Origin of the sequence: Arthrobacter pullicola (assembly GCF_014836875.1) — a bacterium.
In the GTDB taxonomy this organism is placed as follows: domain Bacteria; phylum Actinomycetota; class Actinomycetes; order Actinomycetales; family Micrococcaceae; genus Arthrobacter_B; species Arthrobacter_B pullicola.
Genome location: NZ_JACSQC010000001.1, coordinates 284,195 through 296,562, shown reverse-complemented (window position 1 = coordinate 296,562; position 12,368 = coordinate 284,195). Strand labels below are relative to the sequence as shown.

The following is a 12,368-nucleotide window of genomic DNA, read 5'->3' as shown; positions in this document are numbered from 1 at the left end:
ACCACAAATGGCAAAAATTACCTTCCACCATCCCGGCGGCGGCATCGATGTCCTGGACATTGAACCGGGCACATCAATCATGCGGGCCGCAGTCACAAACGGAGTGCAAGGCATCGTTGGTGAATGCGGCGGGCAGGCAATGTGCGGCACCTGCCACGTTTATGTCCGGGAGCAATACCTGGAAGCAGTGCCGCCGGTTGGAGAGGACGAGGATGAAATGTTGGACTGCACCACCGCCGGACGCTTAGACGGGTCACGGCTGGGGTGCCAGTTGGTAGCCGGCAACGGCTGGGAAACCCTCGAAGTCGATGTGCCCGGAAGCCAGACCTGAGTTCACGGCCTGAGGATCATTCACTGACGGGCCGCAGCCCCGGACAGGCCCGGTTTGGAGCCGTCTGGACTTGGTTATGCAACCGGTCTAGGGTTTGACCTCGTGCTCACATTCTTCAATGCGCTCAAGCGCATTCTGGTGGGGCGTCCGTACGGGAATGAACGGCTTTCGCGCACTCTGCTGCGAAAACGCATAGCCCTCCCCGTTTATGCCTCGGACGCACTCTCCTCGGCAGCGTACGCGCCGGATGAAATCCTCCTTACGCTGGCACTGGCAGGGGTTGCTGCCGTCACCCTGTCCCCCTGGGTGGGGCTGGCCGTCATTGTGGTTCTGCTGACGGTGGTGGCTTCCTACCGGCAGAACGTCCACGCCTACCCTTCCGGCGGCGGGGACTACGAGATTGCCAGCGAAAACCTGGGCCGGCGTGCCGGACTGACCGTGGGATCGGCGCTGCTGGTGGATTACGTGCTGACCGTTGCTGTCTCCATGTCATCTGCCGCCCAATACCTGGTGACCATTGTTCCGGCGCTTCACGGCAGGCAGGGCCTGCTTGCCGCGGCCGGCGTCATCATCCTGATGCTGGTGAACCTGCGCGGCGTTAAGGAAGCCGGAAAGGTCTTCGCCGTCCCCACCTATGTGTTCCTGGCTTCCGTTTTGGGCATGTGCGCGGCGGGCCTTTTCCAGGCCGCCACCGGCACCCTCGCACAGGCGCCCTCGGCTGCTTTTGACCTGGTACCTGAAGCGGGACTCGATGCCGGCCTCACCGGGCTGGCTGGCGCCTTCCTGCTGCTCCGGGCGTTTTCCTCCGGGGCTGCGGCCCTGACCGGGGTGGAAGCCATCAGCAACGGTGTTCCCACATTCCGGAAACCCAAGAGCACCAACGCCGCAACCACACTGCTGCTCCTTGGCGGGCTGGCAGCGCTTATGCTGGCCGGGATCCTGACCCTCGCTTCCCTGACCAAAGTCCACTTCGTGCAGAATCCCGCCACGCAGCTGCTCCTCAACGGTGCTCCCGTGCAGGACTATCTTCAGCACCCGGTGATCAGCCAGCTGGCCGAGACTGTCTTTGGTGACGGCTCCCTGCTCTTCTACCTTGTGGTGGCCGCCACCGGGTTGATCCTGGTGTTTGCTTCCAACACCGCCTTCAACGGGTTCCCGATTCTGGCTTCGGTGCTGGCCCGCGACGGTTACCTGCCCCGGCAGATGCGCACCCGCGGCGACCGGCTGGCCTTCAGCAATGGCATTATTGCCCTGGGCCTGGCTGCCCTGGTGCTTATCCTGGCGTTTAATGCCGATGTCACCCGCCTGATCCAGCTCTACATCGTGGGGGTTTTCGTCTCCTTCACGGCCAGCCAGCTGGGCATGATCAGGCACTGGACCAGGAAGCTGCGGACCGAACGGAACAAGGACGCGCGACGGCGGATGATGCGTTCGCGGGTCATCAACGCCTGTGGTTTCGGCATGACGTCCGTGGTGCTGGTGATTGTGGTCATCACCAAGTTTGAGCATGGTGCCTGGATCGCACTGTTGGCCATGGCATTCCTCTATGCCGTGATGAACAGCATCCGTATCCATTACCAGTCCGTGGCGGAGGAACTGCGCGTGGAGGACGACCCGGAGGTGCTGGCCCTGCCCAGCCGGGTCAACGCCGTCATTCTGGTGTCCAAGGTCCACAAGCCGGTGCTCCGCGCGCTGGCCTACGCCCGGGCCTCCCGCCCGTCCAGCCTGAACGCGATCATCGTGGACCTGGACCCGGAGGAAACGCAGAAGACGGTGGATGACTGGGAGCGGCTGCGCATTCCCGTGCCCCTGACGGTTCTGTCCTCCCCCTACCGCGAAACCGTGTCCCCCGTCCTGGCCTACCTGCGTGAGGCCCGCCGCAGTTCACCGCGGGAACTTTTCGTGGTGTACATCCCCGAATACGTTGTCGGCCGCTGGTGGGAACAGCTGGTGCACAACCAGACGGCGCTGCGGATCAAGACCCGGCTGCACTTCGAGCCGGGAATCATGGTGGCCAGCGTCCCCTGGCAGCTGGCGTCCAGCCGGGACAAGACCGGAGCCCCCGGGACCGGCGACTAGGCCTCCCGCGGATCAGGTGCCGCTGGCTCCACGCCGAGCCTGTGGCCAGTCCAGCGCCGCCGCAGCCACTGATCATGGCTGGCCAGGACCACAGTTCCCGGATAATCGGCGATAGCCTGCTCCAGTTCCCCGGCGAGGGCGAGCGAGAGGTGGTTGGTCGGCTCGTCCAGCAGCAGCAACTGCGGCGGTTCGGCCACCAGCACCGCCAGCGCCACCCGCCGGCGCTGCCCCGGCGAGAGCTCAGCCAGCCGCAGCCCGTCCACCCCCGGGTGGAGCAAACCCAGCTCAGCCAGCGACGGGGCTAGGCCGGGTTCCGCCAGCCGTGACCGGTACGCATCCCCGGCGGTGACTTCCAGGTCCGGCCAGCGGTCTTCCTGGCGCAGGAGGCCCACCGTTAGTCCGCTGACGCGGACCACGCGGCCGCTGGCCGGGGCAACGGTTCCGGCCAGGAGTTCCAGCAGGGTGGATTTTCCCGCACCGTTGGGTCCCTCGACCAGCACGCGGTCCCCTGCCCGCAGGACCAGGGTCTGAGGCTGAAGCCGCCCCGGTACCGCGGCCCCGGCGAGGCAGAGAATTTCCTCCCGCACGGTCTCCGGGACCGAATCAGCGGCCGGGCCAGCCGCCGGACTAACCAAGCCACCGCCGGGAATCCCGTGGAAACGCAGCGGCGGCGGCGGCACCGGAACCGCGGAGCGTTCCAGTTCAGCCAGGCCCCGCCGGGCGGCCTGGACCCTGCCGCCCACGGTCTTGGCCGCCTTGTCGCTGTAGAACTTCCGGGCTCCGCGGACTTCGCTCTTCGGCGCCGTGGTGTGGAAAACGCTGCGCCCGTCCACTTCGGCTATCTGCTGCAGCCGCTGCCGCTCCGCCTCCTGTGCCCGCCAGGCTTCCTCCCAGCGGCGGCGCGCCCCCGCCCTTGCCCGCAGGTAGCCGGAGTAGCCGCCTGTATAGCGGATGCCCTGCACGGTTGGCCCGCCGTAGCCTTCAGCCCCGGAGCCGGGGTCCAGGTCCACCAGGTCCGTGGCAGCGGTGTCCAGGAACCAGCGGTCATGGCTGGCCATAAGGACCGGTCCCGGCCAGCCGGCGAGCTCGTCGGCCAGGAAGTCCAGGGCGCCGTCGTCGAGGTGGTTGGTGGGCTCATCAAGGAGCAGGGCAAAGGGGCGTTCCAGCAGCAGCGCGGCGAGGGACAGCCGCCGTCGCTGGCCGCCGGATAGGGCATCAACAGAGTGGCTGCGCGGCACTGCTCCCAGACCCAGTCCGTCCACAACGGCGGCGATCCGCGCGTCCAGTGACCACAGGCCGGAGTGCTCCGCTTCCTGCAGGACACGGTCATAGGCGTCGGCGACGGCCGGATCATCCGGTTCCGACCCGAGGCGTTCCGCCAGCCCGGTCAGCTGTGCTCCAAGGGAGCGGACCGGCGCGACGGCGGCCTCAAGAACACGGTCCATGGACAGGCCGCGGTCGGATGCCATCTCCTGCCGCAGGAATCCGGTGGACTCCGGGCGGTGCACCGAGCCGCTGTCCGGGGTTTCAATCCCGGCGGTTATCCGGAGGAGCGTGGATTTACCGGCCCCGTTTTCTCCGATCAGACCGGTGCGCTGTCCGGGCGAGACGGTTACTGAAACGTCTGTCAGCAGCCGCCTATCCGGATACCTGAGGGATACGGCGGCCAACCGGAGGTGGCGGATGTTGCCTACGGCAGCGGATCCGGTAACCGGTCCGGGAAATGCTGAGGAAAGCTGCTGTTCAGCCAATGAAGGTCCTGACGTCCGAATATGGAGGCCCGCCGGGCCGGATCCATAGGCTGGCAGGCGGACGGGAATCCAATCGATGTGGATTCCGCCGGGCTGGCAGTGGGGCCTCGGGCGCGGGCAGTTGGTGTCAGGAAAGCAGCATGCGTTGATACTAATTCCGGGCCCGGCCGGGTGCAATCCGCGGAGCAACACGGGTCCGGCCTGCGGGACCGGCTCCGGCTCCGGCACCGGGCGGGGCAGGCCTAGTCCTGGAGCGCAGCCCCACGGCCCGCCAGAACCGACTGGTAGGCGTAAGCCGTCAACCGGCCTTCCCGGGCCGCCTGAACCACAGCCTCGAAGGAGCGGGGGCCGTCCCCGCTGTACGGGAAGTGAATCAGCTCGGCAATGAGCTCCCATTCCTCGGCGATCGTGTCGATGAGTTCGCCGGGCGTTTCGTCCGGGCCGGGGCCTCCGCCCAGAACCGTCCAGGTTCCATCCGGCACCCGGTAGGCCTCAAGCCGGTCCAGATCCCCCTCCAGCTCGTCCAGAGAGGCGTATTCCGTCTGTGCCTCCGGCGGAACGGAACCATCCGGTGTGGCGAGCTGGCTGACAAATCCGGTTTTCGCCGGGAATACGGAGGTGGGTACCGGCTCGCCCTCTTCCAGGTAGGCCGGAAGCTGGGACGGCATCCAGTACCAGGCATCTCCCTGGTCGACGCCGCCGGGCTGGTTACGCTCGCTGATCCAGCCGCGGGAGGTCAGCAGCGCCTCACCCTCGTCGCTGACGAAAGTCTCCGCATCACCGAGAATCCGGTTGCTCTCATGTTCGCTCCGGCGGGCCAGGCTCTTTTTCGCGGCGGCCTTCTTGCGGGGTTTGGATTTGGGCACGGTACTCCTCAAGGACTGCTGGTCAGATGAACGCGGGGGAATGACCCTGGAGGGCAAACCGGCACCCTCGATTCTAGTCGGCGTCAGCCGGCACGGCAGCCCGCGTCTGCCGGCTAGAAGCCGGATCCACCCTCGACGGCCATGTTGGAGAACCGGGAGTAATGGCCCTGGAAGCCCACCACGATGGTCTTGGTGGGACCGTTACGGTGCTTGGCCACGATCACGTCGGCTTCGCCGGCGCGCGGGGACTCTTTGTCATAGATGTCTTCGCGGTGCAGGAGGATCACCATGTCGGCGTCCTGCTCGATCGAGCCCGATTCGCGGAGGTCGGAGACCATGGGCTTTTTGTCAGTGCGCTGTTCGGAACCTCGGTTCAGCTGTGACAGGGCGATGACCGGGACGTCGAGTTCCTTGGCCAGCAGCTTCAGGGCACGGGAGAACTCCGAGACTTCCTGCTGGCGGGATTCGACCTTCTTGCCGGACGACATCAGCTGAAGGTAGTCCAGGACCACCAGTTTGAGGTCGTGCCGCTGCTTCAACCGCCGGCATTTGGCCCGGATTTCCATCAGGGACATGTTCGGACTGTCATCGATGAACAGCGGGGCGTCGTTCATCCTGCCCATGGTGGTGGCAATCTTGCCCCACTGTTCGTCCTTGATGGTTCCCTTGCGGAGGTCCTGCAGTCCGATGGTCGCCTCGGCGGAAAGCAGGCGCATGGCAATCTCGTTGCGGCCCATTTCCAGGGAGAAGAATACGGTGGTCATGTTGTTTTTGATTGCCGCAGACCGGGCGAAGTCGAGCGCGAACGTGGATTTACCCACTGCCGGACGGGCAGCGATGACGATCATCTGGCCGCCGTGCAGGCCCTGGGTCAGTTCGTCGAGCTCGTAGAAGCCGGTGGGGACACCGATCATGCCCTCACCGCGGTGGCCCGCGGATTCGATCTCATCGACGGTGCCTTCGATGATGTCCTTCAGCGGAACATAGTCCTCGGCCGTCCGGCGCTCAGCCACGGCATAAACCTCTGCCTGCGCCGCGTTGACGATGTCGTCAACTTCCATGCCGTCGCTCGAATAGCCCAGCTGCACGATCTTGGTTCCGGCGTCCACGAGCCGGCGGAGAACGGCACGTTCCCGAACGATCTCCGCGTAGAAGCCGGCGTTTGCGGCAGTCGGAACGGACTGGATGAGTGTATGAAGGTAGGCGGGACCGCCGATCCGGCCAATTTCACCGCGTTTCGTCAGCTCATCCGAGATGGTCACCGCATCAGCGGGTTCGCCGCGGCCATAGAGATCGATGATGGCTTCGTAGATGGACTCATGGGCGGGCCGGTAGAAGTCCACGCCCCGCAGCACCTCAACGCAGTCGGCAATGGCGTCCTTGGAGAGCATCATTCCGCCGAGGACTGACTGCTCCGCAACCAGGTCCTGCGGCGGGGTGCGGCCGAGATCCGAATTGCGGGTTGATTCAGCGGCATCCGCATGTGCAAGCGACACTATGGCCACCCTTTCCAAAAACGTTAGATCCATGGGCCCCGTCGGGCGGGCGGCATGAGGTTGTGCTGGGTATCTGTCTACCCGACGGCACTGACACCGGCTTTGCGCCGCCGGTGCCTTCGCCGTAACCCGTGCAGGTGCGCCGATGAAGGAGTCCACCGCAACCGTAGCCCCGTAAGGCCCCCTCAACAAACGAGTTATCCACAGGCCCTGTGGATACGCTGTTCATAACTGGGCGTGTCTTGTGCACAGGGTGGGCATAAGGTTGTGGATAACAAATTAGTTTTGACTGAAATACGGCTCTGACTAGGAGAAACACTCGTCCACACCTGTGCACAGCGAGGTATTTTTCCCAACATTCATCCACTACCTTCAGGTTGACAGAACGGTTTCAGCCGCGTAGGAACGCCATTATCCACAGTTGATATCCACATACCTGTGGGTTTCCGGAAACTACTTGGATAAATCAGCCAGCGCAGCCTCCGTCACAGGCAATGGATGTGCTTGACGGCACAGGAACAGACCGCAGCGCGGCGGCCGTTCATCCCGGTAAGCAAAAGCGCCCCCCGCCAAAGGCGGAGGGCGCTTTTAGTCACGCAGTGCGCAACGGGCGGTACTAGCTGGCAACGACCTCGAGGTCGATGACGGCAGCAACGTCGTCGTGCAGGCGGACGTTGGCCTGGAAGGAACCGACCGACTTGATGTGAGTCGGCAGTTCAACCTTGCGCTTGTCGATGCTGCCGAGGCCGGCAGCTTCAACGGCAGCGGCAACGTCAGCGGGCTTGACCGTGCCGAAGAGGCGTCCGGACTCGCCGGCCTTGACGGTCAGCTTGACCGGCTTGGCGGAGAGAGCAGCAGCCTGCTTCTGGGCATCTTCCAGCGAAGCGTGCTCGCGGGCAGCGCGGGCAGCCTTGATGGACTCAACCTGCTTCTCGCCACCCTTGGTCCAGGTCAGGGCGAAGCCGCGGGGGATCAGGTAGTTACGTGCGTAACCATCCTTTACCTCAACAACGTCGCCTGCAGCACCGAGACCGGTCACTTCGTGGGTCAGAATGAGCTTTGCCATGAGTTAGGTTCCTTTCCTTTAGCCGCGGCCAGCGCCGGAGTAAGGCAGGAGAGCAACTTCACGGGCGTTCTTGATTGCCTGTGCGATCTTGCGCTGTTCCTGCACGGTGACGCCAGTTACGCGACGAGCGCGGATCTTTCCGCGGTCGGAAATGAACTTGCGCAGCAATGCTACGTCCTTGTAGTCGATGACAGTGATGTCAGCGGCCTTCAAGGGGTTGGACTTTGGTTTGGGCTTGCGAAGTTCAGCCTTAGCCATCGTGGAGCTCCTTATGTCTAGTGGAGCCCGTGGATTGATTCCACGGGATGGGCTCGACGGCGGTTGCCGTCAGAGGTTGTGCCTTGCGGCACTGGGTGTTGCTTAGAAGGGCGGATCGTTGGAATCCGGACCGGCTCCCCAGCCGCCTGAGTTGCCGCCCGCAGGCGCACCCCAGGGGTCATCCGCAGGTGCGGACTGCTGCTGCTGCTGGCCGCCCCAACCGGAGTTGGAGTTGCCGCCGAAGCCGCCGGAGTTTCCAGCATTGCCGCCAAAGCCGCCGCCACCGCCGCCGGAGCGCTGGGTGCGGGTGACCTTTGCGGATGCGTACCGCAGCGAGGGGCCGATTTCGTCGACCTCAAGCTCCATTACGGTGCGCTTTTCGCCTTCTTTGGTCTCGTATGAACGTGACTTGAGTCGGCCCTGGCAGACGACGCGGGTGCCCTTCGTGAGGGACTCGGCGACGTTTTCCGCAGCTTCGCGCCAGACCGATGCACGGAGGAACAGCGTTTCGCCGTCCTTCCACTCATTGGACTGCCGGTCGAAGGTACGCGGCGTCGAGGCAATGGTGAAGTTCGCCACTGCCGAACCGGACGGGGTGAACCGGAGTTCCGGATCATTCGTCAGGTTGCCGACCACGGTGATCGTTGTCTCGCCTGCCATTTATGCCTCCTGGTGTCTCGGCCCGGAATGCGGGCCTTTCATTGACGAGTAAAGGATGGGCCGAAATTACTCGGCAACAACCTTCTGGTCTTCGGGGCGGATGATCTTGGTGCGCAGGATGGTCTCATTGAGGCCAAGCTGGCGGTCAAGTTCAGCAGCCGCTGCAGGGCTGGCGGTGAAGTTAACCACCGCGTAGATGCCTTCGGCCTTCTTTTTGATTTCGTAGGCCAGGCGGCGACGGCCCCAGATGTCCACCTTGTCGACGGTTCCACCATCGTTGCGGACAACGTTGAGGAACTTGTCGAGCGAAGGCTCCACGGTACGCTCTTCGACCTCGGGGTCGATGATTACCATCAGTTCATAAGCACGCATTTGTGAACCCACCTCCTTTGGGCTATACGGTCACGGTATTTCCGTAACAGGAGGTTCTTTAGCGTTGTCTTTGCTCCAGGACACGGCAGATAGTTCCACCGCACACCGAGAGCCTGCCAGCCAAGGCTGACAGCACAGACTCCACTATCCTATCGGACTTTCACGCCCGTTTTTGACGCGCATGGGCACCTGTGGACAGCTGCGGAGCAGCCGGGCGGTGCCCCCGGCTCAGCGGTTGAAGAACAGTTCCGCTGCCCGCGAGAGGAGGTAGGGATCCTGCACGCCCGCCATTTCGCGGGCCGAGTGCATCGACAGCAGCGGGATTCCGACGTCGATGGTCCGGATCCCCAGCCGGGTCGCGGTGAGCGGTCCGATGGTGGAGCCACAGGGAATCGAATTGTTGGAAACGAACTCCTGATAGGGCACTTCAGCCTCGCGGCACAGTCCCGCCCAGTACGCTGCGCCCTGCGCATCGGTGGTGTACCGCTGGTTGGCGTTGATTTTCAGCAGCGGTCCGCCGTTGAGGACCGGTTTGTTGGCCGGGTCGTGCCGCTCTGCGTAGTTGGGGTGCACGGCATGTCCGGCGTCCGCGGAAATACAGAACGACGCCGCGGACGCCCGCTGGGCTTCCACGGCACCGGCGCCCAGGCCGGCACTGATCCGGGCCAGCACGTCTTCGAGGAAGGGGCCTGCCGCGCCGGAGCGGCTGCCGCTGCCGACCTCTTCATGGTCAAAGGCTGCGAGGACCGCGATGGATCCCCCGGATTTGGCAGGAGCTGCGGCGATGAGTGCCTGCAGCCCCGCGTGCACCGAGGACAGGTTATCCAGCCGGCCGGAGGCGAAGAACTCACCCTCCGCACCGAAGACCTGTGCCGGCTGGGTGTCGGCGGCAACGACGTCGTACCCTCCGATCTCCGCCCGGTCCAGGCCAGCCTTGGCGGCGAGCAGTCCCAGCAGGTCCGCGGCGGACGGGTCCCCCAGGCCCCAGACCGGATTCAGGTGCTGCTGCTTGTCCAGCTTGAGGCCCTCGTTGACGGCCCGGTCCAGGTGGATCGCCAGCTGCGGGAAGCGCAGCAGCGGCCCGGTCGCAACGAGGTGTTCTTTTCCGTCCAGGGTGACCAGCCGGCCGGCCAGTTCCAGTTCGCGGTCCAGCCAGGAGTTCAGCAGCGGCCCGCCGTACACCTCCACGCCGGCCTGCAGCCACCCGAACCGGCCGGTTGTGGGTGAGGGTTTGAGCTTGAACGTGGGTGAGTCCGTGTGGGTGCCGAAGATGTTGAATCCGGTGGCCGGCCCCGCGTCTTCCGGAACGATCCAGGCGATAAAGGCTCCGTCCCGGACCACCACGTAGCGGCCGGGTGCTGCCGGCCACTCCTGCGCCTCGAACAGCTCGGTGAATCCGGCGGCGGCCAGCCGGTCCGCCGCGGTGCGGGCGGCGTGGAAGCTCGAAGGTGAGGCGCTGACGTACGCGCCGAGGTCGTGGATGTGCCCGTGCGGCTGCCTGGTGGGAGTCATAATCCGATCTAACCAGAAACCGGACACCACCGGACATAGACGCTGCCGGACATAACAGTGGAGGGGAACACGGCCGTTCTTCCGCGTTCCCCTCCACCGGGTTTGTGCAGCCCGGCATGTGGCAGCCGGGCGGGCCTGTCGGGCCCTAGACGTCCCGGATCTTGTTCACGACCAGCGCCGCGATCAGCAGCGCCACCGCCCACCCACCCAAAACGAGCCCGCCCTCGAGCTGGTTCAGGGCACCGTCCGAAATGTTGGTAGCCACAAGCTGGGCACCGGCGCTGCTGGGCAGGAAGCGTGCGGCATCGGGAATCCAGTCCGCCAGGCCGGAGATCAGCTGAACAATCACCGGGAGGACAAACAGGGCACCAATGATGGTGACGACGCCGCCGGCCGTGCTGCGCAGCAGGGAACCGATGGCAACGCCCATCACCGCGATGGCGGCCAGAAACGTTCCGGTGTTGATGATGCTGGGCAGCACCCAGGGGACATCCAGCGTGAAGTCCAGGTTCTCCGTTGCCAGCAGGGGCTGGCTGATCAGGAAGCTGGCAAAAGCCCCAGCGACCCCGATGACGAAGGCAACGACCGCAGTGATGATGGCCTTGGCGAACAGCGCCGGCGTACGGCTGGGAACCGCCACCATGGTGGAGCGGATCATTCCGGTGCTGTATTCGGAGGCAATGAGGACCACGGCAAGGGCAGCGATCAGCAGCTGGCCGAACAGGACGCCCGAGGCGGGGGTGTCATAGACCATGGCCTGCAGATCCATGCCCGCTCCAACACCCATCGCCGGTCCCATGGTGGGATCGTCCGCGAGCATTTGGGCGGTGGTCGCCCAGCTCCAGGCAACAAGTGCCGCGATTCCCACCATAACCACCAAGGTGGTGGCCAGCAGGATCACGGTGGACGGGACCGTGGTCACCTTGATCCACTCAGAGCGCAGGATCCGGGCGAAGTTCACGCCGCTGCCGTCGGGCCGGGCTGCTCGGCGCGTGGGCGCGGGTGCAGTTGAGGTGCTCATGCTCGGGTTCCTTCCACAACAGGCTCGGCTGCCGCAGCCGGTTCCTGGCTAAATCCGTGGGACTTGTATTCGACGTCGTCCCGGGTGAGTTCCATGTAGGCGTCTTCAAGCGAGACCTGGATCGGAGTCAGTTCCGTGAGCAGGATCCGGCGGTCCAGCGCGATCTCCGCGATGGCGCGTGAATCGGTGCCGCTGATTTCGAAGAGCCCGTCCTCGAGGCGGTTGATCTCCGCGCCCTGTCCTTCAAGGACCGGCAGGAGATCAGCGGCGTTGTCCGTCCGCACCCGGGTCCGCTGGCGGCCGCCGCCGTCGATAATGTCCTGGATGGGCGCGTCGGCGATGATGCGTCCGCGGCCAATCACAATCAGATGGTCCGCGGTGACGGCCATTTCACTCATCAGGTGGGAGGAGAGGAAGACCGTGCGGCCCTCGGCTGCCAGGCCGCGGGCCAGGTTGCGGACCCAGAGCACGCCTTCAGGATCAAGGCCGTTGACAGGCTCATCCAGGATCAGGGTGCTGGGGTCCCCCAGCATGGCGACGGCGATGCCGAGCCGCTGGCCCATGCCCAGGGAGAACCCGCCTACGCGCTTTTTCGCCACGGGCTCCAGCCCGGTCAACTCAATGACTTCGTTGACGCGCTTGTTGGAAATGCCGTGGGTCGCGGCCATGGCGCGCAGATGGTTGTACGCGGAGCGGCGGGTGTGGACTGCCTTGGCGTCCAGCAGGGCTCCGACCTCATGCAGCGGCGCCTTGTGCCGGGCGTACGGCGCACCGTTGACGGTGACGGTGCCGGCGCTGGGCCGGTCCAGGCCCACGATCATCCGCATAGTCGTGGATTTGCCGGCGCCGTTCGGGCCCAGGAAGCCGGTGACCTTGCCTGGCTGAACAGTGAAGGAAACATTGTCGACGGCGGTTTTGGCGCCGTAGCGTTTCGAGAGGCCGTGTGCCTCGATCAT

12 protein-coding genes are annotated in these 12,368 nt (G+C 64.7%); 2 read left to right on the top strand and 10 right to left on the bottom strand.

Features of this window, described 5'->3' with window-relative positions; translation table 11 throughout:
• Positions 1-7 precede the first annotated feature (7 nt).
• Together H9638_RS01430 and H9638_RS01425 are read left to right on the top strand one after the other, a co-directional pair.
• A complete protein-coding gene (locus H9638_RS01430; protein ID WP_191745398.1) occupies positions 8-331 on the top strand; it encodes a 2Fe-2S iron-sulfur cluster-binding protein in 324 nt (107 codons plus the stop codon).
• Between the two features lie 102 nt (positions 332-433).
• Positions 434-2,410: an APC family permease gene (locus H9638_RS01425; RefSeq protein WP_191745397.1), complete on the top strand. Its 1,977-nt coding sequence runs from the start codon at positions 434-436 to the stop codon at positions 2,408-2,410.
• Here the strand turns inward: H9638_RS01425 and H9638_RS01420 are convergent.
• The 10 genes from H9638_RS01420 to H9638_RS01380 form a co-directional block, all read right to left on the bottom strand.
• The gene (locus tag H9638_RS01420; protein ID WP_225216865.1) at positions 2,407-4,161 is read right to left on the bottom strand and encodes an ABC-F family ATP-binding cassette domain-containing protein; all 1,755 of its coding nucleotides are present in this window, start codon (positions 4,159-4,161) and stop codon (positions 2,407-2,409) included. The two genes, H9638_RS01425 and H9638_RS01420, sit on opposite strands and share 4 nt — an antisense overlap.
• A 242-nt stretch (positions 4,162-4,403) precedes the next feature.
• Positions 4,404-5,027 (bottom strand): hypothetical protein, encoded by a 624-nt coding sequence (locus H9638_RS16690; protein WP_225216864.1) that lies wholly within the window; start codon positions 5,025-5,027, stop codon positions 4,404-4,406.
• A 113-nt stretch (positions 5,028-5,140) separates the two neighbouring features.
• Positions 5,141-6,523 (bottom strand): replicative DNA helicase, encoded by a 1,383-nt coding sequence (dnaB, locus tag H9638_RS01415; RefSeq protein ID WP_191745395.1) that lies wholly within the window; start codon positions 6,521-6,523, stop codon positions 5,141-5,143.
• A gap of 616 nt (positions 6,524-7,139) precedes the next feature.
• Positions 7,140-7,589, bottom strand: a complete 450-nt coding sequence (gene rplI / locus H9638_RS01410) for a 50S ribosomal protein L9 (RefSeq protein WP_066300360.1) — start codon at positions 7,587-7,589, stop codon at positions 7,140-7,142.
• A gap of 18 nt (positions 7,590-7,607) precedes the next feature.
• Complete coding sequence (gene rpsR, locus H9638_RS01405) at positions 7,608-7,847, bottom strand: 30S ribosomal protein S18 (RefSeq protein WP_003800144.1); 240 nt, start codon at positions 7,845-7,847, stop codon at positions 7,608-7,610.
• Positions 7,848-7,949: 102 nt separating this feature from the next.
• On the bottom strand, positions 7,950-8,507 hold the full coding sequence (locus H9638_RS01400) for a single-stranded DNA-binding protein (protein WP_191745394.1): 558 nt from the start codon (positions 8,505-8,507) through the stop codon (positions 7,950-7,952).
• Positions 8,508-8,573: 66 nt separating this feature from the next.
• On the bottom strand, positions 8,574-8,879 hold the full coding sequence (gene rpsF, locus H9638_RS01395; protein ID WP_066300367.1) for a 30S ribosomal protein S6: 306 nt from the start codon (positions 8,877-8,879) through the stop codon (positions 8,574-8,576).
• A gap of 228 nt (positions 8,880-9,107) precedes the next feature.
• On the bottom strand, positions 9,108-10,391 hold the full coding sequence (locus H9638_RS01390; protein WP_191745393.1) for a M18 family aminopeptidase: 1,284 nt from the start codon (positions 10,389-10,391) through the stop codon (positions 9,108-9,110).
• Positions 10,392-10,536: 145 nt separating this feature from the next.
• Positions 10,537-11,412, bottom strand: a complete 876-nt coding sequence (locus H9638_RS01385) for an ABC transporter permease (RefSeq protein ID WP_191745392.1) — start codon at positions 11,410-11,412, stop codon at positions 10,537-10,539.
• A complete protein-coding gene (locus H9638_RS01380; RefSeq protein WP_191745786.1) occupies positions 11,409-12,368 on the bottom strand; it encodes an ABC transporter ATP-binding protein in 960 nt (319 codons plus the stop codon). Before H9638_RS01380 ends, H9638_RS01385 begins: the two co-directional genes overlap by 4 nt.

Coding starts and splice junctions, on each gene's coding strand:
- rpsF (WP_066300367.1), bottom strand. CDS start 8,879: ATGCGTGCTTATGAACTGATGGTAATCATCGACCCCGAGGTCGAAGAG.
- H9638_RS01380 (WP_191745786.1), bottom strand. CDS start 12,368: ATGATCGAGGCACACGGCCTCTCGAAACGCTACGGCGCCAAAACCGCC.
- H9638_RS01390 (WP_191745393.1), bottom strand. CDS start 10,391: ATGACTCCCACCAGGCAGCCGCACGGGCACATCCACGACCTCGGCGCG.
- rplI (WP_066300360.1), bottom strand. CDS start 7,589: ATGGCAAAGCTCATTCTGACCCACGAAGTGACCGGTCTCGGTGCTGCA.
- rpsR (WP_003800144.1), bottom strand. CDS start 7,847: ATGGCTAAGGCTGAACTTCGCAAGCCCAAACCAAAGTCCAACCCCTTG.
- H9638_RS01400 (WP_191745394.1), bottom strand. CDS start 8,507: ATGGCAGGCGAGACAACGATCACCGTGGTCGGCAACCTGACGAATGAT.
- H9638_RS01385 (WP_191745392.1), bottom strand. CDS start 11,412: ATGAGCACCTCAACTGCACCCGCGCCCACGCGCCGAGCAGCCCGGCCC.
- H9638_RS01430 (WP_191745398.1), top strand. CDS start 8: ATGGCAAAAATTACCTTCCACCATCCCGGCGGCGGCATCGATGTCCTG.